Genomic DNA, 25,768 nt, shown 5'->3' with positions numbered 1-25,768 from the left:
CGCCCCTCTCCTGCGAATGACGAACGTGGTCAAGCGTTTTCCCGGGGTCGTGGCCCTGGGTGGCGTCGACCTCGACGTGCAGCCCGGTGAGGTGCACTGCCTGCTCGGCCAGAACGGCGCCGGCAAGAGCACCCTCATCAAGGTGCTCGCCGGCGTCCACGAGCCCAACGAGGGCACCATCGAATGGGCCGGCGAGGCGGTCACCCTGCACCACCCGCAGGCCGCGATGGACCTCGGCGTCGCGACGATGTACCAGGAGCTCGACCTCGTCGAGGGACTCCCCGTCGCCGAGAACATCTTCCTCGGGCACGAGCCCACGCGCTTCGGGTTCTCCCAGCGCATCGCCGCCCGCCGCGAGGCAGCCCGGCTGCTCGCCCGTCTCGGCCACCCCGAGATCTCGCCCGCCGCCGAGGTCGGCACCCTCTCGGCAGCCTCGTGCCAGATCGTCAGCATGGCCCGCGCCCTCTCCCGCGACGCGCAGCTCATCATCATGGACGAGCCGTCCGCGGTGCTCGACGCGGGCGAGGTCGCGCAGCTCTTCCGCGTCATCCGCGAGGTCACCGACCAGGGCGTCGCCGTCGTCTACATCTCCCACCGTCTCGAGGAGATCCGCGAGATCGGCGACCGCGTCACGGTGCTCAAGGACGGCAAGACGGTCGCGACCGGGCTCGACGCCAAGTCCACCCCGACGCAGGAGCTCATCCGACTCATGACGGGTCGCTCCATCGAGTACGTCTTCCCGCCCAAGGCCGAGGTCGTCGTCGACGCCGAGCCCGTCCTGCGTGTCGAGGGCCTCAGCCGAGCCGGCGAGTTCGGCTCGGTCAGCTTCGACGTGCGACCCGGTGAGGTCGTCGGGCTCGCAGGCCTCGTCGGCTCGGGACGCAGCGAGGTCGTCGAGACGATCTTCGGAGCCCGCAAGGCCACGAGCGGCACGGTCACCGTCGACGGCACGGTGGTGCGTGGCGGGTCCGTGGCGGCCGCGGTCGCGGCTGGGATCGGCCTGTGCCCCGAGGAGCGCAAGAGCCAGGCGCTCGTCCTCGGCGCCTCGCTCGCCTCGAACATCACGCTCGCGACGCTCCCGCGCTTCTCGCGGGGCGGCCTGCTCGACGGCTCGGCCGAGGTCGAAGCCGCCGAGGAGCTGCTCGAGTCGCTCGACGTGCGCCCGCGCGGCGTCCACCGCGAGTCGCGCACCCTCTCCGGCGGCAACCAGCAGAAGGTCGTCCTGGCCCGCTGGCTGCTCCGCGGCTGCAAGGTGCTGCTCCTCGACGAGCCCACCCGTGGCGTCGACGTCGGAGCCCGGTCCGAGATCTACGCCCTGATCCGCCGCCTCACCGACGAGGGCGTGGCCGTCGTCGTCGTCTCCAGCGAGATCCCCGAGGTCCTGGGGCTGTCCAACCGCGTGCTGGTCCTCGCCGACCGCACCGTCCGTCACGAGGGCCCGGCCGACGAGCTCGACGAGCACGCCGTCCTCGACATCATCCTGAAGGGAGACGCGGCATGAGCGCCGACGTCACGAAGGCCGACCAGGCAGGGGAGTCCGCCGCCGGCCGAGCCGTGGGGGACACCACGGCCACCCCGAGCGGACCACCGGTCGGTGGTGCCGCACCACGGCGAGACGGCGGCCTCGCCGGCTTCCTCAGCGGGCCGGCCGGCCGCAACGCGGGCCTCGTGCTCGCCCTCGTGCTCCTCGTGGTGGTCGGCATCATCACGGCGGGCGACCGCTTCGCCAGCCCCGAGAACGCCCTGACGATCCTGCGCCTCGGCTCGGTCATCGGTGTCGTCAGCGTCGGCATGACGTTCGTCATCTCCGGAGGCGGCATCGACCTGTCGGTCGGCGCCATCGTCGCCCTCTCGTCGGTCTGGGCCACGACGGTGGCCACGCAGACGATGGCGGCGAACATCCACTGGATCGTCATGGTCATCGCGGCGCTCGTCGTGGGCGCCGTCTGCGGACTCGTCAACGGGGTGCTCATCGCGTACGGCCGGATGGCCCCGTTCATCGCGACCCTCGCGATGCTCGCCGCCGCCCGTGGTCTCGCGGAGATCATCGCCAAGCGCCGCACCCAGATCATCCGCGACCGCGGCTTCATCGAGTTCTTCGGCGGCAGCGTCCTCGGCATCCCCGTCCTCGTCATCATGTTCGCGATCGTCGCCGTCGTCGGCTGGGTCCTGCTCAACCGCACGACGTTCGGCCGGCGCACCCTGGCCATCGGCGGCAACCCCGAGGCGGCCCGACTCGCGGGCATCCGGGTGCAGCGGCAGACGATGTACCTCTACATCCTGCTCGGTGTGGCCTGCGGCATCGCGGCCGTGATGATCATGGCTCGCACGACGACCGGCACCTCGACGCACGGCACGCTCTACGAGCTCGACGCCATCGCGGCCGTCGTCATCGGCGGCACGCTCCTCAGCGGCGGTCGCGGCACCATCGTCGGCACCGTCCTCGGCGTCCTCATCTTCACGACGCTCACCAACGTCTTCACGCTCAACAACCTCGACACGTCGACGCAGGCGGTGGCCAAGGGGGCGATCATCGTCGCCGCCGTCCTGCTCCAGCAGCGGGTCTCCCGCACCAGGTCGGGCTAGCCAGGCCCGGTCGACAGCACCACCAGCACGGCAGAGCACCACACACCGCACCACCCATCTTCGCTCACATAGGAGTCAGCGTGTCCGCATCACTCTCCCGTCCGACCAAGCGCCTCGCCGTCCTGGCGATCGCCATGAGCTCGGCGCTCGTCGCCGCCGGGTGCACGAGCAACGACCCGGCCACGACTCCCGCGGCCTCCACGCAGCAGACCGGCAGCAACGCCTCGAGCGACAACGACGCCCCCGGCAAGAAGGTCGTCATCGGCTTCTCCGGGCCCGCGGCCGACCACGGCTGGCTCGCCGCCGTCAACAACTCGGCCCAGGCCGAGGCCAAGAAGTACAGCGACATCGAGCTCAAGTCGGCCGAGGGCACCAACGACGCCAGCCTCCAGATCAGCCAGATCGAGACCTTCATCAACGACAAGGTCGACGCGATCGTGCTGCTGCCGACCGACGGCGCCGCGCTCACCGAGGTCGCCACCAAGGCGATGCAGGCCGGCATCCCGGTCATCAACGTCGACCGCGAGTTCTCGAGCCCGTTCGCCGCCCGCTCGACGATCCTCGGCGACAACTACGGCATGGGTGTCTCTGCCGGCACCTACGCCTGCAAGATCGTCAAGGACAAGAACCTCACCAACCCCGTCATCGCGGAGATCGCCGGCATCGACGCCCTGCCCCTGACGCAGGACCGGTCGAAGGGCTTCGCCGACGCGCTCAAGGCCTGCAACCAGACCGTCGACAACCGCGTCGCGGCCGAGTTCACGGTCGAGTCCGGCGAGAAGCAGGCGTCCAACCTGCTCCAGGCCGCTCCGAAGATCGACGTCCTGTGGAACCACGACGACGACCAGGGTGTCGGCGTCATGGCCGCGCTCGACCAGGCCAACCGGCACGAGATGGCCTTCATCGGCGGCGCCGGTTCGGCCAACGCGATGCGCTGGATCCAGGAGGGCAAGATGGAGGCGACCGTCATCTACCCGCCGACCCAGGCGGCCGACGGCATCAAGCTCGCGCGCCTCATCGCCCAGGGCAAGGGCCTGAGCGACCTCGTCCAGGTCGAGGTGCCCAACCGCATCGTCCTCAACGCGCCCGTCGTGACCAAGGAGAACGTCGAGCAGTACCTGCCCCTCGGCTTCGAGTCCTGATCGGGTCGGTGCTCGCGCCACCGCACGTCCGGTGGCGCGAGCACCGCACCCCACGAGCAGGACCGAACCGTCAGCGGTACCACCCCACGTCGGATGTGAGGACGTCATGAGCACACCCAGCAAGCCCACCCTCGGGGTCGGGATGATCGGCTACGCCTTCATGGGGCGGGCCCACTCCCAGGCCTGGCGCAACGTGCGCAGCTACTTCGACGTGCCGGCCGCGCCGGGTCTCGTCGCCGTGGCCGGGCGCAACGAGGCGGCCGCCCGGGACACGGCTGACCGATTCGGCTGGGCGTCGGTCGAGACCGACTGGCGGCGCCTGCTCGAGCGTGACGACATCGACATCATCGACATCTGCACGCCGGGCGACACCCACGCCGAGATCGCGGTCGCCGCCCTCGCGGCAGGCAAGCACGTGCTCTGCGAGAAGCCCCTCGCCAACTCGGTCGGGGAGGCCGAGGCGATGGTCCTGGCCGCCGAGGCGGCCCGGTCGCGGGGGGTCCGCTCGATGGTGGGCTTCACCTATCGCCGGGTCCCGGCCATCGCGTATGCGCGTCGCCTCGTCGAGGAGGGACGGCTCGGCCGCATCCTCCACGTCCGTGGCGCCTACCTGCAGGACTGGCTCGTCGACCCGCAGTCACCGCTCACCTGGCGGCTCCAGAAGGAGCGCGCCGGCTCCGGGGCGCTCGGCGACATCGGAGCGCACATCGTCGACCTCGCCCAGTTCGTGACGGGCGAGCACCTCACGGGTGTCAGCGCGCTCACCGAGACCTTCGTCCGCGAGCGTCCGATCGCCGACCCGACGACCGTGGGCACCGGCGGCATCAGCGCCTCGGCCGCCCAGAACGGCTCGGCCACCACGGGACCGGTGACCGTCGACGATGCCGCGGTCCTCGTGTCGAGGATGAGCGGAGGGGCCCTCGCGACCTTCGAGGCGACCCGCTTCGCGAACGGCCGCAAGAACGCGATCCGCTTGGAGATCAACGGAACCGAGGGCTCCATCGCCTTCGACTTCGAGGACATGAACGTCCTGCACGTCTTCGACGGTCGCGTCCCGAGCCGGGACGCCGGCTTCACCCGGGTGCTCGTCACCGAGTCCAGCCACCCCTACGTGGCGTCCTGGTGGCCGCCCGGTCACGTGCTCGGTTACGAGCACGGCTTCACCCACCAGGCGGTCGACCTGCTGACCGCCATCGCCGAGGGCACCGACCCCCGGCCTTCCTTCTCCGACGGGCTCCAGGTGCAGCGGATCCTGTCGGCGGTCGAGACCAGCGTGGAGCGGGAGGGGTCCTGGACCCCGATCGACGGGGCCCACGCGACGTCGCCGGCCATGTCCTGAACGTTGCGGAGGGGCACCCGACCTCGCCCCAAGACAAGGAGATTCAGCTCAACCGCACGTCTCGTCTCTGTCACCACCTGAAGGAGCACGCTCACATGCACGACAATGACGTCAACCCGCTCAAGCTCGTCAGCAAGCTCGGCCTCAACCGTCGCCAGTTCTTCGCGGCCACGACGGGCGTCGCCGCCGCCGTGACCCTGACCGGGACGGCGGCCAAGGCCGCTCCCGGCGCGAACGGCGTCCTCATCCCTGCCCCTCGCCGCGGCATCATCCTCTACACCGTGCGTGACGCGGTCGGGCGCGACCCGCTCACCTCGCCGTACGCCTCCGGCTTCAAGGAGGTGCTCACCGAGCTCTCCTCGATCGGCTACCGCCAGATCGAGTTCGCCGGGCTCCGGCAGCACGCCAACGCGGAGGGCGGTGCCGACCTCGGCACCGTCGCCGGTGCCACCCAGCTGCGCGCCTGGCTGGACGACCTCGGCCTGCAGGCAGAGGGCAACCACGGTTCCGTCCCGTCGACGATCACGGACGCCAACATCGCCGCGTTCGACACGGCCTGCGAGATCGCCAACATCCTCGGCATGGGCCACATCGGCACGGGCAGCGACCCGACGAGCAGCGCCTACGTCGCCGACTGGGAGGCTGCCGCGGCGCGGTGGGACTTCTACGGCGAGCGGGCATCCCGTCACGGTCTCAAGCTCTACACGCACAACCACGACATCGCCTACAGCTTCCTGCTCGACAGCGGGCCGCTCGACGCGACTGGTCGGCCGACGCGGTCGTCCGGCATCCGTCGCCTCGAGCACTTCCTCGCCAACACCGACCCGAAGCACGTCTACCTCGAGATGGACATCTACTGGGCGCACGTCGCGCAGTACAAGCACAAGACGTACACAGCCCCCGACGGGTCCGTCGTCACGTCGATCTTCGACCCGGCCGCCGTCGTCGCCGCCCAGACCAAGCGCTTCCCGCTCTTCCACGCCAAGGACGGCAAGATCGACACGACGCAGGCCAACGGCTACGTCATGGCCCCGTTCGGCCAGGGCGACATCGACTACTCGACGTTCCTGCGTCGGGTCGGTGCCAAGGGCTCGCACAACCCGATGTGGGAGATGGACACCGCCCCGGGCAACGCGACGACGGCACCGAACCAGTCGATGGAGCTCTCGAAGGTCAGCTACGACGGCATGGCCGCGCTGCGCGGCTGACGTCGTCCCTGCCCCACGGGGCCCGAAGCACGAAACGCCGACCCCCGGGGAGTGCAGTGCCGTTGCAGCGGCGCGCTCCCCGGGGACCGGCTTCGCCCGTCTCTGTCAAGAAGGACGTACCGATGAATGCTACTTCGCGATCCACGGCGAGGAGGCTGGTTGCCACAACTGCGGCAGCCGTCCTCGCCTGCACGGCGCTCGGCGCCGTGGCCACCCTCCCTGCCCAGGCGCACGACGGGGTCGACCACGGCTCCGAGCCGGCGCTCGACTGGTCGAACTACGAGAAGATCACGCTCACCAAGGACACCGGTGAGCCGATCGACATGGCAGTGCTGCCCGACCGCCGCGTGCTGACGACCGCCCGCAACGGCGACGTTCGCCTCGTCGACCCGGTGTCCGGTGTCACGAAGGTCGTCAACACCCTCCCGGTGTACAACAACTCGGAGGACGGCCTCCAGACCGTCACCCTCGACCCGGACTTCGAGACGAACAAGTGGGTCTACCTCTACTACGCGCCCAAGACGATGACGGCGCCCTACGTCACGACGACGCCGACAGGCTCGGCGCCCAACAGCCTGCCCGCCGGCGCTGACGCCTCCTACTGGGACCAGTGGAAGGGTTACAACCAGCTGAGCCGCTTCAGGTGGGACGACGCGAACAACAAGCTCGACCTCGCGAGCGAGCAGGCCATCATCAAGGTCGAGACGCAGCGCGGTCAGTGCTGCCACGTCGCCGGTGACGTCGACTTCGACGCCGACGGCAACCTCTACCTCTCGACCGGTGACAACACTCCGGCGAGCGCGCCGGGCGCCAACGGCTTCGCGCCGAACAACAACGCGCCCGGCTTCAACCCCGGCTTCGACTCGCGCCGCGGCGCCGGCAACACGAACGACCTGCGGGGCAAGATCCTGCGCATCCACCCCGAGGCCGACGGGTCCTACACGATCCCGGCGGGCAACCTCTTCGCACCGGGCACGCCCAAGACGCGCCCGGAGATCTTCGTCATGGGCGTGCGAAACCCGTTCCGCATCGACGTCGACTCTGCGACGAACTCCGTCTCCTGGGGTGACTACGGCCCCGACGCCGGAGCCCCGGACCCGCAGCGTGGCCCGATGGGTTACGTCGAGTGGCAGACGACGGCCATCGACAAGCCGATCAACGGCGGCTGGCCCTACTGCCACGGCCCGAACGCCAACTACAACGAGTGGAACTTCGCGACCGCGACCCCCGGCCCGTGGTTCGACTGCGACGCCGGCGCGAAGAACACCTCGACGTGGAACACCGGCCTCGCCCAGGTGCCGCCGGCCACGGCGCCGACTCTCTACTACGGCGACAACAACACCCACCAGCCGTGGCCCGAGCTGACCGACTTCGACCCGCAGGGTGGCCAGGGCCCGATGGGTGGACCCGTCTACCACTTCGACGCCACGAACACCTCGACGACGAAGTTCCCTGCGTACTGGGACAAGAAGGCCTTCTTCGCCGAGTTCTCGCAGGATTACCTCGCGGTCTTCGACGTGAAGTGGCCCAACGGACCCGTCAACCACATCCAGCACTTCCTGCCCAACCGTGACCTGGAGACCAACGGCCAGCCGATCACCGACAGCCCGATCGACATCGAGTTCGGCCCGGACGGCTCGCTCTACGTCCTCGACTACGGCGACGGCTTCTTCCGCCAGAACCCCGACGCGGGTCTCTACCGCATCGACTACGCGCCGGGCAACAAGGCGCCGCAGGCCGGCATCAAGGCCACCCCGCAGAGCAGCAGCAGCGCCCCGCTGACCGTCACCTTCGACGGCTCGGCATCGGTCGACCCGGAGGGTGGGGCCCTCACCTACGAGTGGGACTTCGACGGTGACGGCACCTTCGACGCGACCGGAGCATCTGCGCAGTACACCTACACCACCCTCGGTCGCTACAGCGCCCGGCTCCGGGTCACCGACCCGGAGGGCAAGCACGGTCTGACGAGCACCGTCATCAGCGTCGGCAACGTCGCTCCGACGGTGAACGTCGCCACCCCGCCCAACGGCGCCTTCTTCGACTGGGGCCAGGCCGTGCCGTTCAACGTCACGACCGCCGACCCCGAGGACGGCACCGCGACCGTGTGCTCCCGCGTCTCGTGGACCTTCGGCCTGGGTCATGACGCGCACGCCCACCCGCTGAGCCAGGGCACGGGATGCCAGTTCGCGATCCCGACCCCGGCCGACGCGACCCAGCACGGCGAGACCGAGAACATCTTCGGCGTCGTCGTCATCACCTACACGGACAACGGGGCGAACGGCCTGCCCGGTGCGACGACCACCGAGCAGCTCATCCTCAACCCGAAGAAGCAGGAGGCCGAGTGGGCCGACGCGTCGCAGGGTGTGGAGATCACGGCCGACGACACGGCGAGCGGCCTGCGCAAGGTCACCTCGTTCGACGCCGGTGACTGGCTCGCCTGGGACCCGGCGAACCTCGTGGGCATCACCGGTGTGAAGGCACGCGCCACGGGCACCGGCACCCTGTCGCTCCGGTGGGACTCGCCGACCGCGGCTCCCTTCGGCACCATCGCGGTGAACGGCTCCGGCTGGACCGAGGCGGCAGCGACCCTGTCGTCGAAGCCCACCGGAACGGGGCGTCTCTACGTCACCTCCACCGGTGGAGTCGTGCTCGACTCCCTCACCTTCACCGGTGACGGCGTCGCCGACGTCACGCCTCCCACCGTCTCGGCGACCCTGAGCCCGGCGACGCCGAACGGTGCGAACGGCTGGTACACGAGCAACGTCACCGTGACGGTCAACGCGACCGACAACGGCACCGTCGCCTCGCGCCAGCGCTCCACCGACGGTGGGGCCACGTGGGTCAACGCCAACACGGCGCTGACGATCTCGGCCGAAGGCACGACGACGGTGCTCTACCGAGCCACCGACAACGGCGGCAACGTCTCGCAGGTCGGCTCGGTGACGGTCAAGCTCGACAAGACGGCCCCCGTGGTCGCCGTGTCCGGCGCCGCGGAAGGTGCATCCGTCGGGAACGCGGGTGACCTCACGTGGACGGCCAGCGACGCCACAAGCGGGATCGACACCGTGGCGGCCACCGTCGACGGCGCCGCCGTCGCGGCGGACAAGCCGCTCGCGCTGTGGACGCTGCCGCTCGGCAGCCACGCACTCGTCGTCACGGCGAAGGACAAGGCCGGTCTCGTCACGACGACGACGAGGACGTTCACCACGACGACCTCGATCCTCACCCTGACGGCGCTGACGGAGCGACTGGCCCGCGAGGGTCTCGTCACCCCGTCCGGCGAGAAGGCACTCGAGAAGCGGCTCCAGCAGGCGGAGAAGCACATCGCGGGTGGCCGCACGAGCGCAGCCGTCTCGCAGCTCGAGGGCTTCGTCGCAGCAGCGAAGTCCAGCTCCAACGTCCGCGACGCGGCGGCCTCGGCCGCCCTGCAGCGCGACGCCAACGCGGTCATCGCCTCGCTGCGCTGACCCATCCCGGTGGCCCGGCGGCGGGCACACGCCCCCGCCGCCGGGCCACCGGCCCCACCACGTAGAGGAGAAGGACCATGACGGACGAACGAACCGGACTCTGGCTCGTCGGCGCGCGCGGCTCGGTCGCCACGACCGTCGCCACCGGCCTCGCCCTCATCACCGCCGGCGGGGCCGGGCCCGACGGGCTCGTCACCGAGCAGCCCGACCTGGCCGGCGCCGGCCTCGTCCCGCTCGACCACCTCGTCGTCGGCGGCCATGACGTCGCCGAGGTGCCGCTCGTCAAGCGCGCGGCGCAGCTCGCCGATGCCGGCGTCATCCCACACACCGCTCTCGCGCTCGCCTCCGACGAGCTCGACCGCGTCTGCAGCCGGATCCGCCACGGACACCGGGACGACGAGGAGCGTCAGGCGGACGCCGTCGACCGGCTTGCCGGCGACATCCGCGCCTTCGCACAGGCCGAGTCGCTGACACGCGTCGTGGTCGTCAACGTCAGCTCCACCGAGCCGGTCGTCACCGACGACCCGGCGCACGCCTCTCTCGACGCGCTCGAGCAGGCTTGGGTCGCAGGCGAGTCCCCGCTCCCACCGAGCGCCGTCTACGCCGCGGCCGCCTTCACCGCCGGCGCTGCCTTCGTCGACTTCACCCCCTCGACGGGAGCCCGCCTGCCGGCGCTCCAGCAGCTGGCCGAGCGCCACGGCGTACCGTGGGGTGGCAGCGACGGCAAGACGGGCGAGACGCTCGTCAAGTCGGTCCTCGCGCCGATGTTCGCCGCGCGCTCGCTGCGGGTCCGCTCCTGGGCCGGCACGAACCTTCTCGGCGGCGGTGACGGCGCCACGCTCGCCGACCCCGAGGCGATGGAGAGCAAGGCACGCAGCAAGGCCCGCGGCCTCGAGGCCATGCTCGGCCACCCCGTCGACGGCCCGGTCCACATCGACAACATCGCCGACCTCGGCGACTGGAAGACGGCCTGGGACCACCTGACCTTCTCCGGCTTCCTCGGCACGCGGATGTCGATGCAGTTCACCTGGCAGGGCTGCGACTCGGCCCTCGCCGCGCCGCTCGTCATCGACCTCGCGCGCCTCGCCGACCTCGCCCTGCGGCGTGGCGAGGTCGGGCCGCTCCCGGCCCTCGGCTTCTTCTTCAAGGACCCGGTCGGCTCCGACGAGCACCGCCTCTTCGAGCAGCAGCGGCTCCTGACGGAGTGGGCGACCGCGTCGTGACGACCCTGCGCGACCTCGTCGAGCTGGTGCGTGCACCGGCCGCGCTCACCGTGCCCGGCGACACCCTCGCGGGTGCGGCGAGTGCGGGCTGGCCGGCGGGTGCACGCTCGGCGGCGCTGCCGGTCGCGTCGACGTGCCTCTACTGGGCGGGGATGGCGCTCAACGACTGGGCCGACCGGCGCACGGACGCCGTCGAGCGTCCGGAGCGACCCATCCCGTCCGGCCGTGTACCGGCGCGCACGGCGCTCGCCGTCGCCACCGGCCTCACCGCCACCGGTGTCGCCGTTGCCGCGGCGGCCGGCGGGCGTCGATCGGCCATGACGGCCGCCGTGCTCGCCGCAGCGGTCTGGGCCTACGACCTGTCCCCGAAGCAGGGGCCGGTCAGTGTCGCCACGATGGCCTCGACGCGCGGGCTCGACGTGCTCCTCGGCGCCAGTGCCGGCGGCCTGCCCGGCCTACGTGCCGCCGCCGTCCCGGCCACCCTCGTCGCCGTCCACACCGCCGGCGTCACGGCCCTGAGCCGCGGCGAGGTCCACGGCGGCTCGACCGGTGTCGCCCGGGCCTGCGTCGCCGCGACGGCGCTCGTCGCCACGGCCTCGGCGCTGCGACAGGTCCCCGCGTCCGGTCGCGGACGCGCTGGGGGAGCGCTCGGCGCCGCGGTCTCCGTGGCCCTCACAGGGGCGTATGCCGTGGGCGTCCTCCGCGCCCAGCTCACCGCCGCGCGCACCCCCGACGCCGGCACGGTGCGCCGGGCCACGGGCGCCGGCATCCGCGGCCTCGTGCCGCTCCAGGGCGCGGCTCTCGCGGCGGCCGGCCACCATGCGGCCGCCCTCGGTCTCGCCGCGTCCGCACCGGTGGGCGCGGCAGCCATGAGGCGGGTGTCCGCGACATGAGCCTCCGTCTCGGCTACGGCCTCAACGGCTTCACCGACCACCGGCTCGAGGACGCGCTCGCCCTCCTCGCCGAGCTCGGCTACGACGGCGTCGCCCTGACCCTCGACCACGCCCACCTCGACCCCTTCGCACCCGACCTGGCCGGCCGCGCCGCCCGCGTCGGTGCCCTGCTGGAGCGTCACGGCCTCGCCGTCGTCGTCGAGACCGGTGCCCGCTACGTGCTCGACCCCCGCCGCAAGCACGAGCCGACACTCGTCAGCGACACCGGACGGGCCCGCCGGATCGACCTGCTGGAGAGAGCGATCCGCGTCGCCGCCGAGGTCGGCTCTCCCACCGTGTCGTGCTGGAGCGGCATCGCACCGGCTGGCGCGAGTCGGGACGAGCTGTGGTCCCGTGTCGAGGCCGGCGTCGCGGCCCTGCTGCCCGTTGCCGACTCCCACGGTGTCGACCTCGCCCTCGAGCCGGAGCCGGGGATGTTCCTCGAGCGCATCGCCGACGTGCTCGAGCTGCGGCGTCGCCTCGGCTCACCCGACCGGCTGCGCCTGACGATCGACGTCGGTCACCTGCGCTGCACCGAGGACGCCGAACCCGCAGCCTGCATCCTCGGCGCCGGTGACCTCGTCGCCAACGTCCAGATCGACGACATGCGGCGCGGCGTCCACGAGCACCTGCCTCTCGGGGAGGGCGAGGTGGACTTCCCCCCGGTGCTCGCCGCGCTCGAGGCCATCGAGTTCGCCGGCCTCGTGGCGGTCGAGCTGCCCCGCCACTCGCACGCCGCTCCGTCGCTCGCCGCGTCGAGCCTCGAGTTCCTCCGCGACGCCGCCCGACGACCCCAGGAGGTGGGCCGATGAGCCCGGTGACCACGCAGGACGCGATCGCCCAGGTGGCGTCCGATCCCACAAGCCTCGAGCGGCACTTCCCCGCGGCCGCACGCACCGCGGCCCGCGAGGGTCTCGACGGGGACGCCGCCCGCGAGGCGCTGCTGATGGCGGTGCCCGGCCCGGCGGCATCCGTCATCGACGCCGTGCGCCGTGTGTACGACCACGGCGACGCAGCCGAGCGGCGCGCTGTCCTGCTCGCGCTGCCCGCCTTGGACGCCCCGGGACGCGCCAACGCCATCGGGGACGCGGCGCTCCCGATCGTGCGAGACGCATTGCGCACCAACGACACCCGCCTTGTCGCCGCCGCCCTCGGGCCGTATGCCGCCGCGCACCTCGACGCCGACGCCTGGCGCCAGGCGGTGCTCAAGGTCCTCTTCACCGGCATCCCCGTCGAGCGGGTGGCCGGCCTGGCGGACCGCGCCGACGACGAGCTGGCCCGCATGGTGCGCGACTACGCCGCCGAGCGCGAGGCCGCCGGTCGCGTCGTGCCCCCGGACGCCCGAACGGTCCTCGACCTCTCCCTTGCCCACCGAGCCGACTGAGGAGCAGCCGTGCGCATCTTCGACCCCCACATCCACATGACGTCCCGGACGACCGACGACTACCAGCGCATGCACGCCGCCGGTGTCCGCGCCGTCGTCGAGCCCTCGTTCTGGCTCGGCCAGCCGCGCACGAACGTCGGCTCCTTCTGCGACTACTTCGACGCGCTCCTCGGGTGGGAGCCGTTCCGCGCGTCGCAGTACGGCATCGCGCACCACGCGACGATCGGCCTCAATCCCAAGGAGGCCAATGACGCCCGCTGCCGGGAGGTGCTCGACGTCCTGCCGCGCTACCTCGCCAAGGACCGCGTTGTGGCGGTCGGTGAGCTCGGCTACGACTCGATGACACCGGAGGAGGACGACGTCTTCGCCGTCCAGCTCGGGCTCGCCGCCGAGCACGGGCTGCCGGCGCTCGTGCACACGCCGCACCGCGACAAGCTCGCCGGCACCCGACGCACGCTCGACGTCGTGCGCGAGTCGGCGCTCGAGCCCGGGGCCGTCCTGGTCGACCACCTCAACGAGATGACGGTCGGGGTCGTGGCCGAGTCCGGTTGCTGGATGGGTTTCTCCGTCTACCCGGACACGAAGATGGACGAGCACCGCATGGTCGAAATCCTTCGCCGCTATGGCCTCGACCGGATGATCGTCAACTCGGCCGCGGACTGGGGAAACAGCGACCCGCTCAAGACCCGACGCGTCGCCGAGACGATGCTCGCCGCGGGCTACACGGCCGACGACGTCGACCGGGTGCTGTGGCGCAACCCCGTCGAGTTCTACGGCCGGAGCGGTCGCCTCGAGCTGCCCGAGACGGACGCCCCCGTCGAGACCGAGCCGGGCGAGCTCGTCGGGGCTCGTGCGACGTTCCTGGGCAACTCCGTGCTCCGCGGCGCGAGGGAGTGAGCCGTGCGCCTGCTCCACGCCGACGGCCAGACCGTCCACGTCGCGTACTGCACCAACGTCCATCCGGGTGAGGACCTCGACACGATCATCGGGCAGCTCGACCGCTTCGCCCTGCCCGTGCGCCACCACCTCGGCGCAGACCTCCTCGGGCTCGGCCTGTGGCTCAGCGCGCCGGTCGCGCGCGGGCTCGCCGACGACCCGCGCCAGACCGACCTGCTCCGTGCAGCCCTCGACGAGCGAGGTCTCGAGGTCGTCACCCTCAACGGCTTCCCCTACCGCGGTTTCCAGGACGAGGTCGTCAAGCACCGCGTCTACCACCCCGACTGGACCGAGCCGGCCCGCCTCGCCTACACGACCGACCTCACCGAGGTGCTCGCCCGCCTGCTGCCCGACGACGCCGCACGGGGCAGCATCTCGACGCTTCCCCTCGGGTGGCGGCACCCGTGGTTCGGCGACCGGCAGGTCCTCGCCGCCGAACAGCTCGACCGGCTCGCCGACCACCTCCACGCGCTGCGCGACCGCACCGGCCGCGAGATCCGCGTCGGCCTCGAGCCCGAGCCGGGTTGCGTCATCGAGACGACGACCGAGCTCGTCGACCGGATGGCGGGCTGGGACGAGGAGGTGCTCGGGGTCTGCCTCGACCTCTGCCACCTCGCGGTCGGCTTCGAGGACGCGGCCGTCGCCGTGCCTCGGCTCGCCGCCGCCGGCCGTCGCGTCGTCAAGGCTCAGGTCTCCGCTGCGCTGCACGTCGAGCACCCCGCAGACGACGCCACCCGCAGCGCCCTCGCCGCCTTCGACGAGGACCGCTTCCTGCACCAGACCCGCTCGCCGGGCCAGCCGGGCGAGGGCCACCAGCTGCGGGCCCGGGACGACCTCGGCGACGCGCTCGGCGGCCCGCGCCCCCTCGACCCGTGCCCGGGTGGCACCCAGCGTCCGTGGCGGGTCCACTTCCACGTGCCGCTCGACCACGCCCCCGAGCCGCCGCTCTCCGCGACGACCGGCGACCTCCGGCACTCGCTCGACGTCCTCGTCGGCGGTGACACCCCTCTGACCGACCACCTCGAGGTGGAGACCTACACGTGGACCGTCGTGCCCGAGGCGGTGCGCCCGACCGACGACGCGGCCCTCGCCGTGAGCATCGCCGGCGAGCTCGCCTGGCTGCGCGACACCCTCATCGACCTCGGCCTCAAGGAGTCCCCATGACCACCCCGAGCACCCCGACCACACAGCCCGCGAAGGTCCTGCTCCTCGACGTCGTCGGCCTGACCCCGCGCGCGCTCGCCGACATGCCACGCCTCTCCCGGCTCGCCGGCTCGGGCTGGCAGTCGTCGCTCGGGACCGTGCTGCCCGCCGTCACGTGCTCGGTGCAGTCGACGATGCTCACCGGTCGGCCCGTCGCCGACCACGGGGCCGTCGGCAACGGCTGGTACTTCCGCGACCTCGGCGAGGTCTTCCTCTGGCGCCAGCACCACGCGCTCGTCGAGGGGGAGAAGGTTTGGCACGCCCTGCGCCGCCGGCACCCCGGAGCCACGGTCGCCAACGTCTGCTGGTGGTACGCCATGGGCATGGACGTCGACTCCATCGTCACGCCGCGCCCGGTGTACCACGCCGACGGTCGCAAGTCGCCCGACTGCTACACGCGCCCTGCGGCCCTCCACGACCGGCTCACCGACCGGCTCGGCGCCTTCCCGCTCTTCCACTACTGGGGCCCCACCGCGTCGATCGCGTCGTCCCGCTGGATCATCGAAGCGACCCGCCTCCTGATGCCCGAGCACGACCTGACGCTCTCCTACGTGCCGCACCTCGACTACGACCTGCAGCGCTTCGGCCCGGAGTCGCCCGAGGCCCGCGCCGCGGCGCGCGAGCTCGACGCCGCCCTGACGCCGCTGCTCGACGACGCCGAACGCCTCGGCGTCAGCGTGGTGGTCGTCAGCGAGTACGGCATCACCGCCGTCGACGAGCCCGTCGACGTCAACCGCGTGCTGCGACGTGCCGCCCTGCTCGAGGTCCACACCCAGGCCGGCATGGAGTACCTCGACCCGTGGGCATCGGCGGCCTTCGCCGTCGCCGACCACCAGGTCGCCCACGTCTACGTCAAGGACGCCGACCGTCTCGACGAGGTGCGCGCGCTGCTCGAGGCGACCCCCGGCGTCGACCAGGTGCTCGACCGGGCCGGCCAGGCGGCATACGGCCTCGACCACGAGCGCAGCGGCGACCTCGTCCTCGTGGCGGAGCCGCGCGCGTGGTTCACCTACTACTACTGGCTCGACGACGAGCGCGCGCCCGACTTCGCGCGTGGCGTCGAGATCCACCGCAAGCCCGGCTACGACCCGGCCGAGCTCTTCTTCGACCCTGCCGACCGCTCGGCGAAGGCGCGGGCCGGGCTCGGGCTCGTGCGCAAGAAGCTCGGCCTGCGGTATGCCATGACGGTCGTCCCGCTCGACCCCCGGTGGGTGCGCGGCAGCCACGGGCGGCTGCCCGCGGACCCGGTGGACGGACCCGTCGTCATCACCTCCGACGCGGGCCTGCGCCGTGAGACGGTGGCGGCAGCCGACGTCCACGACCTCGTCCTCGAGGCCGCCGGCGTCACGGTCGTCGCGACCCACCACTGACCCACCACTGACCCACCACTGACCCACCACTGACCCAGCTCGTCACAGCAGCAAGGAGATCCACGATGGCTCGACCGATCACGCTCTTCACCGGACAGTGGGCCGACCTACCCTTCAAGGAGGTGTGCCGCCTCGCGGGGGAGTGGGGCTACGACGGTCTCGAGATCGCCTGCTGGGGCGACCACTTCGAGGTCGACCGGGCCCTCTCCGAGGACGGCTACATCGAGTCACGTCGCGAGATCCTCGAGCGGCACGGCCTGAAGGTCTGGGCCATCTCGAACCACCTCGTCGGCCAGGCCGTCTGCGACGACCCCATCGACCAGCGGCACCAGGACATCCTGCCCACGGCCGTCTGGGGCGACGGCGACCCCGAGGGCGTGCGGCAGCGAGCGGCCGAGCGGATGGCCGACACGGCCCGCGCGGCGGCGAAGCTCGGCGTCGACACCGTCATCGGCTTCACGGGGTCGGCGATCTGGAAGTACGTCGCGATGTTCCCGCCCGTGGGTGACGACGTCATCCAGGCGGGCTACGCCGACTTCGCCCGACGCTGGAACCCGATCCTCGACGTCTTCGACGAGGTGGGTGTGAAGTTCGCCCACGAGGTGCACCCGAGCGAGATCGCCTACGACTACTGGAGCACCGTCGCGACGCTCGAGGCGATCGGGCACCGCGAGGCGTTCGGCCTCAACTGGGACCCGAGCCACATGGTGTGGCAGGACCTCGACCCGGCCGGCTTCATCTGGGACTTCAAGGACCGGATCTACCACGTCGACTGCAAGGACACCCGCAAACGGATCGGCAACGGCCGCAACGGTCGTCTCGGCTCGCACCTGCCGTGGGGCGACCCGCGGCGCGGCTGGGACTTCGTGTCGACGGGTCACGGGGACGTGCCGTGGGAGGACTGCTTCCGCACCCTCAACGCGATCGGCTACGACGGGCCGATCTCGATCGAGTGGGAGGACGCCGGCATGGACCGCCTGGTCGGCGCACCCGGCGCGCTCGAGTACGTCCGGGGCCTCAACTTCGAGCGCCCGACCGCCTCCTTCGACGCGGCGTTCAGCAGCTCGAAGGACTGACGCCCGCGGCCCCGGCGGGTCTACCGTCGGGGCATGGGACTCGTCCAGATCGCCCAGCACGCCGACGACCTCGTCCGGGCCACCGCCTTCTACCGCGAGCTGCTCGGGTCCGAGCCGCTCGCGACGTTCGACCCTCCGGGGCTCGTCTTCTTCGATGTCGGCGGCGTACGGCTGCTCCTCGACGCGGGCGCGCCGAGCGCCCTGCACTACCTGCGGGTCGACGACATCGACGCGACCGTCGAGCGCCTGCGCGCGGGCGGCGTCGAGGTGCGCGGCGAGCCACACGTCATCTTCGGCCACGACGACGACACCCTCGGGCCCGCCGGCACCGACGAGTGGATGGCGTTCGTCGTGGACTCCGAGGGCAACCTCGTCGGGCTCGTCGAGCAGCGACCGCGCGGCTGACAGACGCGCGACCGGGCGATCTGTCGATTCCGGGTGACTGCTTTCGTGTAGGTGGTGCAGGGTGCACACCGGGTGCACCACCGATTAGCCGGCAGCGCCGGCAGGAGGAGATCACCATGAAGACCTACCTCATCAGCCTCTTCTCGCCCGACGGGCCGCCGCCGGAGGACCTCGACCTCACGAAGGTCATGGCCGACCTCGAGGTCGTCAACGCCGACATCCGCGCGGCCGGCGGCTGGGTCTTCGCCGGAGGGCTCGCCGACCAGGAGAGTGCGACGACGATCCGGCGCCCACGCGACTCGGTCGCGGACGCCGTGCTCACGGACGGGCCGTTCGCCGAGGCCAAGGAGCACCTGGGAGGTCTGACGATCCTGCGCTCCGACGACTACGACGTCGTCCTCGGCTGGGCCGAGCGGATCGCCGGAGCCACGGGCCTGCCCGTCGAGGTCCGCCCGTTCCAGGGTGAGGGCGACCCCGGCCAGGCGCCGACCGACCAGTGAGGGCGCGGGCGTCATGACGGTCTCGGGCGCGGACATCGCGCGGGTCTTCCGTGCCGAGCACGGCCGTGCGGTGTCCGTGCTCATCCGGGCGCTCGGCGACATCGACCTCGCCGAGGACGCCGTCCAGGACGCGTTCACCGTGGCCGTCGAGCGCTGGCCCCGCGACGGGATGCCGCCGAGTCCCGCCGGCTGGATCATCACGACCGCGCGGCGCCGGGCCATCGACCGGTTGCGCCGGGAGGCGACGCGGGAGGCCCGCCACACGGAGGCGCTCTCCCTGCACGCCGCCGACGAGAACACCACTGCGACGCAGGAGGGACCCGTGAAGGACGAACGACTGCGCCTCATCTTCACCTGCTGCCACCCCGCCCTCTCCCGGGAGGCCCAGATCGCCCTCACGCTCCGGCTGCTGGGCGGCCTGACGACACCCGAGATCGCCCATGCCTTCCTCGTGCCGGAGTCGACGATGGCCCAGCGGATCGTCCGAGCCAAGAGCAAGATCCGCTCGGCCGGCATTCCCTACCGGGTGCCGCGCGACGAGGACCTGCCCGCCCGGCTCGCCTCGGTCCTGTCCGTGCTCTACCTCGTCTTCACGGAGGGTCACACCGCCACCGCCGGGGCCGACCTCGGCCGATCGGACCTCGCCGCCGAGGCGATCCGGCTGGCGCGGGTGCTCGTCGAGCTGATGCCCGACGAGCCGGAGGCCACCGGCCTGCTGGCCCTCATGTTGCTGACCGAGGCCCGCCGCGCCGCGCGCACGGACGCCGCCGGCGAGCTCGTCGTCCTCGCGGAGCAGGACCGCTCCCTCTGGGATCGCGCGCTCGTCGACGAGGGCCAGGCGCTGGTCCGCCGGTGCCTGCGGCGCGGCGCCCCCGGTCCGTACCAGCTGCAGGCCGCGATCAACGCCGTGCACACCGATGCCCCGACCGCGGCGGAGACCGACTGGTCCCAGGTCGTCGTGCTCTACGACCACCTGCTGCGCCTCGCGCCGACCGACGTCGTGCGGCTCAACCGGGCCGTCGCCGTCGCCGAGCTCGACGGTCCGCAGGCCGCGATCGCGCTCATCGACCGTCTGGACCTCGACGGCTACGTCGCCTACCACGTCGTGCGGGCCGAGCTGCTGGGTCGTCTCTCGCGGTGGCGCGAGTCGGCCACCGAGTGGGACCGGGCCGCCGGGCTCAGCGACAACGGTCCCGAGTCGCGCCACCTGCTCGCTCGCGCCCGCGGAGCTGCCGCGCGGACAGATGACCGGCGGTAACCTGCGGTCATGACGATCCCGCCGTCCAGCGCACCGACCGACATCGCGTCCCCGTGGGGAGGCGTCGGCCGCACCATCGACCTCGACGGCCCCGTCCACTGGGTCGACTTCGGCGGCCCGGACACGGATCCGGGGACGCCCGAGGCGCCGCCGGTCGTCCTGGTCCACGGACTGGGAGGTTCGCACCTCAACTGGGTCGGCATCGCACCGGCCCTCGCCGCACGTCGCCGGGTCGTCGCGATCGACCTGCCGGGCTTCGGGCTGAGCCCGGCCCACGGTCGTGCGACGAGCGTCAACCACAACGCGGCCCTGCTCAGCCGCTTCGTCCACGAGGTGCTCGGCCGCCCCGTCGTCCTCGTCGGCAACTCGATGGGCGGGATGGTGAGCCTGCTGCTCGCCGACCGCCGCCCCGAGCAGGTCGTGGGCCTCGCGCTCGTCGACCCCGCGCTGCCGAACCCCGGTGCGCGCCCCGACCCCCAGGTCGCTGCGACCTTCGCCATGTATGCCGTGCCGCGCGTCGGCGAGCTCGTGCTGACCCGCTACAACAAGAGCGTCTCGGACCGGCAACGCGTGCTCGGCACCGTGGCCCTGTGCTTCGCCGACCCGTCACGCGCCGACATCGACGTCGTCGAGGCGGGCGTGGAGCTCGCCGCCTGGCGCCGGTCTCTCCCGGACCCCGAGGGCGAGTTCCTCGGCGCGGCGCGTTCCCTGCTGCGGGTGCTCCGTGGTCGGCGTGAGTACGACCGCATCATGCGCGACCTCGATCGGCCCGTGCTGCTCATCCACGGCACCCGCGACCGTCTCGTGCCCGTCTCGGCCGCCCGCCGCGCGGCGCGCCTCAACCCGGCCTGGCGTACGGCGTGGCTCGACGGGATGGGGCACACGCCTCAGCTCGAGGCCCCCGACGACGTGCTCGAGCACCTCGAGCCCTGGCTCGACTCCCTCGGCTGAGCTCGGCCCGACGGCGTCACGCGACGACGTGGGTGACGCGTGAGGCCAGCTCGGCGCCCCACTCGCGGGCGCGGTCGAGCTCGCCCGCCTCGACGGGTCCGGGCGTGCCCTGGACCCAGAAGGTCTCGCCGCGCTCGACGCGACGGAATCCGTGGTGCCGCAGGGACGTCGCCGCGGCCCTCGCGGCCGAGCCCGGCAGCATCCTGACGTGAACGCGCGTGTCGAAGGTGACGACGGGGAGCTCGGGCGAGGCTGTCACGGACTCGATCCACTCGCGGACGCCCTCGTGCGCGGCGGCGCCGCCCTTCGCCGTCGCGTCCTCGCGCGTCTTCGGGCGGCTCATCCCGAGGGCGTGCGTCGGTCCGCCGAGGAGCAGCAGGTCGACGTCGTCGGGGATGACGGTCGGGGCGTCGTCGACGTGGACGAGGCGGACGTCGCCGGCCTCGGCCGGTCTGCCACGGCGCAGCCCGTCGGCGATGGCCGAGGCGATCTCACGGGTGTTGCCGAACATGGACTCGTGGACGATGAGGACGTTCATCATGGATCCCTTCCGCCATCCACGCTACGCGCGGAGCGGGTGGGCGCATCCGAATCGTGACGCACGAGACGTGCCGCGACACAATGGGATTCGCGACCTCCAACAGGTCGCCAGCCGACGACGAGGAGAGTCACCGTGGACGCCAAGGACTGGGACGATCGGTATGCCGCCCACGATCTCGTGTGGTCGGCCGAGCCGAACCGCTTCGTCGCCGAGATCATCGGCCCGCTGACACCGGGTCACGCGGTCGACCTCGCCGCGGGCGAGGGGCGCAACGCGATCTGGATGGTCGAGCAGGGCTGGGTCGTCACGGCGTCGGACTACTCGCCGGTGGCCGTGGAGCGGATGCGGTCGCTCGCGGCCGACCGTCTCGGCGACGGCCTCGGCCGGCTGACCGCGGTCGTGGCCGACGCGACGCAGTCGACGCCCGGCGGTCCAGCCGCCTACGATCTCGCAGTGCTCTGCTACCTCCAGCTGCCGGCCGAGCAGTGGCGGCAGGCGCTTCGCTCGGCCGTCGAGGCGGTGCGCCCTGGCGGTCTGGTCGTCGTCATCGGGCACGCCGGTCGCAACCTCGCCGAGGGCTGGGGTGGTCCGAGCGACCGGGCCGTGCTCTACGACCCCGAGGAGGTGCTCGACGGCGCCGAGGGGCTCCCCGTCGCGCCCCTGCAGTCCGGCATTCGCGAGCGTCCGGTCCCGACCGACGACGGTGAGCGCGTCGCGCTCGACACCGTCGTCGTGCTGCACCGCGAGGGCTGAGCGCGGCGGCCTAGCGTCTGCCGTACCTCTTGTGGACGGCCTGGCGACTGACGCCGAGCTGCTCGGCGATCTCGGCCCAGGCGAGGCCCTGGTTGCGGGCGCGCCGGACCACGGCGGCCTCGGTGCGGTCGGCGGTGCGTCGCAGCTCGCGCGCCGCGGCGAGGGCAGCGCGCGGGTCGTCGTCACCCGTGGCCCTGGCCAGCTGGAGCATGTCGTCGACCTCCTTCGTCATCGCGGTCACCTCCCGTGCCGTGTCAACCTCTGTTGACAGGGTAGGTCGCTTCTTCGAGGTCGTCAACCACGGTTGACGACCGGGCCGGTCGGCACCGGAGTGGCCCGACCGTCTCGCGCCGAGCAGGATGGCCGCATGGCACTCGAGCTCTCGCACACGACCGTCAACGCCCTCGACGCGCACACGCAGTCCGTCTGGTGGGCCGACCTCCTCGGCTACCACGAGGACCCGACCGACCCCAACGAGCCGGGGCACGAGGAGTGCATGATCTTCTCGCCCGATGAGTCGCACCGGCTGCTCTTCATCGAGGTCGAGGACGCCAAGCAGGTGCGCAACCGGGTCCACCTCGACCTGCGCCCCACCGACCGGCCGCGCGACGAGGAGGTCGAGCGCGTCACGGGGTTGGGGGCGACCGTCGTGCAGGACTGCCGCACGGACGACGGTCGTGGCTGGGTCGTCATGGCCGACCCCGAGGGCAACGAGTTCTGCATCCTGCGCAGCGACGACGAGCGGCGCGCCGCCGGGGACCTCTGAGCATGACGATCGCCCGCTCGATCCTGCTCTTCGTGCTCGCAGCCCTCGCCGAGATCGGTGGTGCCTGGCTCATCTGGCAGGGGGTGCGGGAGCACCGCGGCTGGATCTGGGCCGGCGCAGGCGTCGTCGCGCTCGGCCTCTACGGCTTCGTCGCCACCCTCCAGCCCGACGCGAACTTCGGGCGCATCCTCGCCGCCTACGGTGGGGTCTTCGTCGTCGGCTCGCTCGTGTGGGGCGTCGTCGCCGACGGCTTCCGGCCCGACCGGTGGGACGTCACCGGCGCGCTCGTGTGCCTCGTCGGCGTCGCGCTCATCATGTACGCACCCCGCTCGGGCTGAGGGGTGCCTGGCGGGCGCTCGTGAGGGCATACGGCCGGGGGTATCATGGGGCGTTCCCGCAACGACCTCAGGAGGATGCCGTGGAGCTCGACCTCGACGAGATGCAGTCGGTCATCCGGCGCCTCAACCGCGCCCGCGGCCAGATCGGCGGCATCGTCAAGATGATCGAGGAGGGGCGCGACTGCAAGGACATCGTCACCCAGCTCGCCGCCGTCTCCAAGGCGCTCGACCGAGCCGGATTCGCCGTCATCGCCACCGGCCTGCGCGAGTGCATCACGAACCCGGACGGCGAGACCATGGACGTCGCCCAGATGGAGAAGCTCTTCCTCTCCCTGGCCTGAGGTCAGGGGGCGCGCGCCGGCTCGCGGAGGCCGGTTCCGGCGAGCCCGGTGTCGCCGGGTCTGGAGCAGCAGGGATGCGGGGTCCTCGATGACGCCGCCGACGTGGTACGGCAGGCCGCCGTTGGCGAAGGACACGTGACCGCTGCGCTCGATGACGGGGCGTCGAATCGAGGGCTGCTGGACTCTGGACGAACCGGGCACTGCAGCGCGACCATGGAGGGCACGGAGGTCGCGCCATGAACGCCCAGTCGAATGCCGCCATCCCGCCCCTCGCCCCGGCGGGTCAGCTCGATGCGCAGGGTTTCGATCGTGGCCGGGTCGAGACCGCCGCCGACCTCGCCGTCCACCTCGAACGGGTGCGGCGACACCGGTCCGAGCTGCGTGACTCGGTGGCCGCCGTCGACCTCGCGCTCGAGGCGCCGATCGCCCGCGGCGGGATGTGGCGCGAGCGGGTGCGGGCCGCGCTCGCCGAGCTGGCCCACGACTTCGACGACCACGTCGCGCTGACGGAGAGCCCGGGAGGCATCTACGACCGGGCCCGGGTCAGCGCGCCGCGGCTCTCGGGCCGCGTCGAGCGGCTCCTCGAGGAGCACCGCGACCTCCGGGAGGCCCTGCACGGCTACCTCGCGGTGCTCGAGCACGGCGGCACGATGGCCGACCTGCCCGTCTTCCGCGAGGAGCTGACGGTGCTCGTCGGCCGGCTCGTGCGCCACCGCCAGAAGGGCGGCGACCTCGTCTACGAGGCCTACGACGTCGACCTCGGCGGGTCGGGCTAGGGCTGGGGCTCGAACCGCGGCCGTAGCGGGAAGCCGGACACCCCCTCGCTGCTCGTGCGCGAGGCGAGCACCTGGTGCAGCTGGATGCCGCCCCGCTCGAAGCCGAGGCGCGACCCGGCGAGGTAGAGGCCCCACACCCGGGCCGTGCCGAGACCGGCGAGCTCGACGCAGTCCTCCCAGTTCTTGGCGAGGTTGGCGTTCCAGGCGGCGCAGGTGCGGGCGTAGTGCTCGCGGAGGTTCTCGTGGTGGCGCACCTCCAGGCCCTCGTCCTCCATGACCCGCACGATGTCGCCGCTGCCGGTCAGCTCGCCGTCGGGGAAGACGTAGCGGTTGATGAAGCCGCGGGGTGGCAGTCCCGGGTGCTGGTTGTCGGGCCGCGTGATGCAGTGGTTGAGCAGGCGGCCCTCGTCGCGCAGCCGATCGCGCAGGAAGCGGAAGTAGGCGGGGTAGTTGCCGACCCCGATGTGCTCGGTCAGCCCGATCGAGCTGATCGCGTCGAACCCGCGCTCGGTGATGTCCCGGTAGTCGCCGTGCCGGACCTCGGCCCGGTCCGCGATCCCATCGGCCTCGATGGCGGCCTGGGACCACGTCGCCTGCTCGCGCGACAGCGTCACGCCGAGGGCGGTGACCCCGTAGTGCTTCACGGCGTGCCGGACCATGCCGCCCCAGCCGCACCCGACGTCGAGCAGGCGCATGCCCGGACGCAGGCCGAGCTTCCTGGCGACGAGGTCGTACTTGTAGGCCTGGGCGTCCTCGAGCGAAGCCTCGTCGGTGGGGAAGCAGGCGCACGTGTAGGTCATCGAGGGGCCGAGGACCTTTTCGTAGAAGGCGTTCGACACGTCGTAGTGGTGGCTGATGGCCTCGGCGTCGCGCTTCCGCCCGTGCCGCAGCCCGTGCGCGAGGCGACGCAGCTGCCCCGGGGTCTCCTCCGGCGGCAGGGTTGGGGTGTGCGGCCGGTGGTGGGCGAGGAAGCGCGCCAGCTCCGTCGCCTCGTGCCGTGATGGCCGGCGCGGGGTGAGCCCGTCACCGAGGACGCGCAGCACGTCGTAGGGGTCGGCCTCGTCGATCCCCTCGATGACGAGGTCACCGAGCAGGTACGCACGGGCGAGGCCGAGGTCGCCGGGCGCGGTCAGGATGTGGTTGAGCGCGTCGGGGTTGGTCAGGCGCAGCACGAGCCCGTCCGGGCTGCCGCCCTCCGAGCCGTCCCACGCGATGACCCGCACCGGGGCCTCGGGGCCGAACACCTGGTCGAATGCCTGTCCCACTGTCAAGG

Annotated in this window: 26 protein-coding genes; 23 read left to right on the top strand and 3 right to left on the bottom strand. The window is 72.0% G+C overall.

Annotated elements, in window-relative coordinates:
• The first annotated feature begins 16 nt into the window (after positions 1-16).
• The 18 genes from NR112_RS19595 to NR112_RS19510 all read left to right on the top strand — a co-directional run bounded on the left by NR112_RS19595 (position 17) and on the right by NR112_RS19510 (position 20,980).
• Entirely contained in the window at positions 17-1,501 is a 1,485-nt protein-coding gene (locus NR112_RS19595; RefSeq protein ID WP_256795968.1) for a sugar ABC transporter ATP-binding protein, read from the top strand.
• Complete coding sequence (locus NR112_RS19590; protein WP_256795967.1) at positions 1,498-2,586, top strand: ABC transporter permease; 1,089 nt, start codon at positions 1,498-1,500, stop codon at positions 2,584-2,586. The genes NR112_RS19595 and NR112_RS19590 overlap by 4 nt, the downstream gene beginning before the upstream one ends.
• Positions 2,587-2,666: 80 nt before the next feature.
• Entirely contained in the window at positions 2,667-3,728 is a 1,062-nt protein-coding gene (locus NR112_RS19585; protein ID WP_256795966.1) for a substrate-binding domain-containing protein, read from the top strand.
• A 106-nt stretch (positions 3,729-3,834) separates the two neighbouring features.
• Positions 3,835-5,067, top strand: coding sequence for a Gfo/Idh/MocA family protein (locus NR112_RS19580; RefSeq protein ID WP_256795965.1), 1,233 nt, complete (start codon positions 3,835-3,837; stop codon positions 5,065-5,067).
• 95 nt (positions 5,068-5,162) lie between these two features.
• Positions 5,163-6,275 carry a sugar phosphate isomerase/epimerase gene (locus NR112_RS19575; protein WP_256795964.1) on the top strand — a complete coding sequence of 371 codons (1,113 nt, stop codon included), beginning with the start codon at positions 5,163-5,165 and terminating at the stop codon, positions 6,273-6,275.
• A 122-nt stretch (positions 6,276-6,397) separates the two neighbouring features.
• Entirely contained in the window at positions 6,398-9,742 is a 3,345-nt protein-coding gene (locus NR112_RS19570) for a PQQ-dependent sugar dehydrogenase (protein ID WP_256795963.1), read from the top strand.
• A gap of 77 nt (positions 9,743-9,819) precedes the next feature.
• Positions 9,820-10,965 (top strand): inositol-3-phosphate synthase, encoded by a 1,146-nt coding sequence (locus NR112_RS19565; protein ID WP_256795962.1) that lies wholly within the window; start codon positions 9,820-9,822, stop codon positions 10,963-10,965.
• Positions 10,947-11,858 carry an SCO3242 family prenyltransferase gene (locus tag NR112_RS19560; RefSeq protein WP_256795961.1) on the top strand — a complete coding sequence of 304 codons (912 nt, stop codon included), beginning with the start codon at positions 10,947-10,949 and terminating at the stop codon, positions 11,856-11,858. The genes NR112_RS19565 and NR112_RS19560 overlap by 19 nt, the downstream gene beginning before the upstream one ends.
• Positions 11,855-12,709, top strand: coding sequence for a sugar phosphate isomerase/epimerase (locus NR112_RS19555; protein WP_256795960.1), 855 nt, complete (start codon positions 11,855-11,857; stop codon positions 12,707-12,709). Before NR112_RS19560 ends, NR112_RS19555 begins: the two co-directional genes overlap by 4 nt.
• A complete protein-coding gene (locus NR112_RS19550; protein WP_256795959.1) occupies positions 12,706-13,281 on the top strand; it encodes an EboA domain-containing protein in 576 nt (191 codons plus the stop codon). The genes NR112_RS19555 and NR112_RS19550 overlap by 4 nt, the downstream gene beginning before the upstream one ends.
• Before the next feature lie 9 nt (positions 13,282-13,290).
• Complete coding sequence (locus tag NR112_RS19545; RefSeq protein WP_256795958.1) at positions 13,291-14,178, top strand: TatD family hydrolase; 888 nt, start codon at positions 13,291-13,293, stop codon at positions 14,176-14,178.
• Between the two features lie 3 nt (positions 14,179-14,181).
• On the top strand, positions 14,182-15,381 hold the full coding sequence (gene eboE, locus NR112_RS19540; protein WP_256795957.1) for a metabolite traffic protein EboE: 1,200 nt from the start codon (positions 14,182-14,184) through the stop codon (positions 15,379-15,381).
• On the top strand, positions 15,378-16,790 hold the full coding sequence (locus NR112_RS19535) for an alkaline phosphatase family protein (protein WP_256795956.1): 1,413 nt from the start codon (positions 15,378-15,380) through the stop codon (positions 16,788-16,790). The genes eboE and NR112_RS19535 overlap by 4 nt, the downstream gene beginning before the upstream one ends.
• A gap of 65 nt (positions 16,791-16,855) precedes the next feature.
• Positions 16,856-17,866 carry a sugar phosphate isomerase/epimerase gene (locus tag NR112_RS19530; protein WP_256795955.1) on the top strand — a complete coding sequence of 337 codons (1,011 nt, stop codon included), beginning with the start codon at positions 16,856-16,858 and terminating at the stop codon, positions 17,864-17,866.
• 33 nt (positions 17,867-17,899) lie between these two features.
• Positions 17,900-18,271 carry a VOC family protein gene (locus NR112_RS19525; RefSeq protein ID WP_256795954.1) on the top strand — a complete coding sequence of 124 codons (372 nt, stop codon included), beginning with the start codon at positions 17,900-17,902 and terminating at the stop codon, positions 18,269-18,271.
• Between the two features lie 116 nt (positions 18,272-18,387).
• The gene (locus NR112_RS19520; RefSeq protein ID WP_256795953.1) at positions 18,388-18,771 is read left to right on the top strand and encodes a YciI family protein; all 384 of its coding nucleotides are present in this window, start codon (positions 18,388-18,390) and stop codon (positions 18,769-18,771) included.
• 13 nt (positions 18,772-18,784) lie between these two features.
• The gene (locus tag NR112_RS19515; protein ID WP_256795952.1) at positions 18,785-20,029 is read left to right on the top strand and encodes an RNA polymerase sigma factor; all 1,245 of its coding nucleotides are present in this window, start codon (positions 18,785-18,787) and stop codon (positions 20,027-20,029) included.
• A 9-nt stretch (positions 20,030-20,038) separates the two neighbouring features.
• A complete protein-coding gene (locus NR112_RS19510; RefSeq protein ID WP_256795951.1) occupies positions 20,039-20,980 on the top strand; it encodes an alpha/beta fold hydrolase in 942 nt (313 codons plus the stop codon).
• A 16-nt stretch (positions 20,981-20,996) separates the two neighbouring features.
• Here the strand turns inward: NR112_RS19510 and NR112_RS19505 are convergent, their stop codons facing one another.
• Entirely contained in the window at positions 20,997-21,518 is a 522-nt protein-coding gene (locus NR112_RS19505) for a flavodoxin/nitric oxide synthase (RefSeq protein ID WP_256795950.1), read from the bottom strand.
• A gap of 135 nt (positions 21,519-21,653) precedes the next feature.
• Between NR112_RS19505 and NR112_RS19500 the strand changes: the two genes are divergently transcribed.
• On the top strand, positions 21,654-22,274 hold the full coding sequence (locus NR112_RS19500) for a class I SAM-dependent methyltransferase (protein WP_256795949.1): 621 nt from the start codon (positions 21,654-21,656) through the stop codon (positions 22,272-22,274).
• A gap of 10 nt (positions 22,275-22,284) precedes the next feature.
• On the opposite strand, the gene NR112_RS19495 is transcribed toward NR112_RS19500, so the two are convergent.
• Positions 22,285-22,506, bottom strand: a complete 222-nt coding sequence (locus NR112_RS19495; protein WP_256795948.1) for an HTH domain-containing protein — start codon at positions 22,504-22,506, stop codon at positions 22,285-22,287.
• Between the two features lie 135 nt (positions 22,507-22,641).
• Between NR112_RS19495 and NR112_RS19490 the strand changes: the two genes are divergently transcribed.
• From NR112_RS19490 to NR112_RS19475, 4 genes are all read left to right on the top strand, one after another.
• Positions 22,642-23,040 (top strand): VOC family protein, encoded by a 399-nt coding sequence (locus NR112_RS19490; protein ID WP_256795947.1) that lies wholly within the window; start codon positions 22,642-22,644, stop codon positions 23,038-23,040.
• Positions 23,041-23,042: 2 nt separating this feature from the next.
• On the top strand, positions 23,043-23,378 hold the full coding sequence (locus NR112_RS19485; RefSeq protein WP_256795946.1) for a YnfA family protein: 336 nt from the start codon (positions 23,043-23,045) through the stop codon (positions 23,376-23,378).
• 80 nt (positions 23,379-23,458) lie between these two features.
• On the top strand, positions 23,459-23,719 hold the full coding sequence (locus tag NR112_RS19480; protein ID WP_020141925.1) for a metal-sensitive transcriptional regulator: 261 nt from the start codon (positions 23,459-23,461) through the stop codon (positions 23,717-23,719).
• A 236-nt stretch (positions 23,720-23,955) separates the two neighbouring features.
• Positions 23,956-24,495: a hemerythrin domain-containing protein gene (locus tag NR112_RS19475; RefSeq protein ID WP_256795945.1), complete on the top strand. Its 540-nt coding sequence runs from the start codon at positions 23,956-23,958 to the stop codon at positions 24,493-24,495.
• Here the strand turns inward: NR112_RS19475 and NR112_RS19470 are convergent.
• Positions 24,492-25,760 (bottom strand): cyclopropane-fatty-acyl-phospholipid synthase family protein, encoded by a 1,269-nt coding sequence (locus tag NR112_RS19470; RefSeq protein ID WP_256795944.1) that lies wholly within the window; start codon positions 25,758-25,760, stop codon positions 24,492-24,494. The two genes, NR112_RS19475 and NR112_RS19470, sit on opposite strands and share 4 nt — an antisense overlap.
• Between the last annotated feature and the right edge of the window lie 8 nt (positions 25,761-25,768).

This window comes from Terrabacter sp. Ter38, assembly GCF_024519435.1.
Classification (GTDB): Bacteria; Actinomycetota; Actinomycetes; order Actinomycetales; family Dermatophilaceae; genus Terrabacter.
This window is presented reverse-complemented; position numbering and strand designations above follow the sequence as displayed.

What these genes read in the sequence shown, in the direction of transcription:
- NR112_RS19595 (WP_256795968.1), top strand. Translation starts at nt 17, where the DNA reads ATGACGAACGTGGTCAAGCGTTTTCCCGGGGTCGTGGCCCTGGGTGGC.
- NR112_RS19590 (WP_256795967.1), top strand. Translation starts at nt 1,498, where the DNA reads ATGAGCGCCGACGTCACGAAGGCCGACCAGGCAGGGGAGTCCGCCGCC.
- NR112_RS19580 (WP_256795965.1), top strand. Translation starts at nt 3,835, where the DNA reads ATGAGCACACCCAGCAAGCCCACCCTCGGGGTCGGGATGATCGGCTAC.
- NR112_RS19575 (WP_256795964.1), top strand. Translation starts at nt 5,163, where the DNA reads ATGCACGACAATGACGTCAACCCGCTCAAGCTCGTCAGCAAGCTCGGC.
- NR112_RS19570 (WP_256795963.1), top strand. Translation starts at nt 6,398, where the DNA reads ATGAATGCTACTTCGCGATCCACGGCGAGGAGGCTGGTTGCCACAACT.
- NR112_RS19565 (WP_256795962.1), top strand. Translation starts at nt 9,820, where the DNA reads ATGACGGACGAACGAACCGGACTCTGGCTCGTCGGCGCGCGCGGCTCG.
- NR112_RS19555 (WP_256795960.1), top strand. Translation starts at nt 11,855, where the DNA reads ATGAGCCTCCGTCTCGGCTACGGCCTCAACGGCTTCACCGACCACCGG.
- NR112_RS19550 (WP_256795959.1), top strand. Translation starts at nt 12,706, where the DNA reads ATGAGCCCGGTGACCACGCAGGACGCGATCGCCCAGGTGGCGTCCGAT.
- NR112_RS19535 (WP_256795956.1), top strand. Translation starts at nt 15,378, where the DNA reads ATGACCACCCCGAGCACCCCGACCACACAGCCCGCGAAGGTCCTGCTC.
- NR112_RS19530 (WP_256795955.1), top strand. Translation starts at nt 16,856, where the DNA reads ATGGCTCGACCGATCACGCTCTTCACCGGACAGTGGGCCGACCTACCC.
- NR112_RS19525 (WP_256795954.1), top strand. Translation starts at nt 17,900, where the DNA reads ATGGGACTCGTCCAGATCGCCCAGCACGCCGACGACCTCGTCCGGGCC.
- NR112_RS19520 (WP_256795953.1), top strand. Translation starts at nt 18,388, where the DNA reads ATGAAGACCTACCTCATCAGCCTCTTCTCGCCCGACGGGCCGCCGCCG.
- NR112_RS19515 (WP_256795952.1), top strand. Translation starts at nt 18,785, where the DNA reads ATGACGGTCTCGGGCGCGGACATCGCGCGGGTCTTCCGTGCCGAGCAC.
- NR112_RS19510 (WP_256795951.1), top strand. Translation starts at nt 20,039, where the DNA reads ATGACGATCCCGCCGTCCAGCGCACCGACCGACATCGCGTCCCCGTGG.
- NR112_RS19505 (WP_256795950.1), bottom strand. Translation starts at nt 21,518, where the DNA reads ATGAACGTCCTCATCGTCCACGAGTCCATGTTCGGCAACACCCGTGAG.
- NR112_RS19495 (WP_256795948.1), bottom strand. Translation starts at nt 22,506, where the DNA reads ATGACGAAGGAGGTCGACGACATGCTCCAGCTGGCCAGGGCCACGGGT.
- NR112_RS19490 (WP_256795947.1), top strand. Translation starts at nt 22,642, where the DNA reads ATGGCACTCGAGCTCTCGCACACGACCGTCAACGCCCTCGACGCGCAC.
- NR112_RS19485 (WP_256795946.1), top strand. Translation starts at nt 23,043, where the DNA reads ATGACGATCGCCCGCTCGATCCTGCTCTTCGTGCTCGCAGCCCTCGCC.
- NR112_RS19475 (WP_256795945.1), top strand. Translation starts at nt 23,956, where the DNA reads ATGAACGCCCAGTCGAATGCCGCCATCCCGCCCCTCGCCCCGGCGGGT.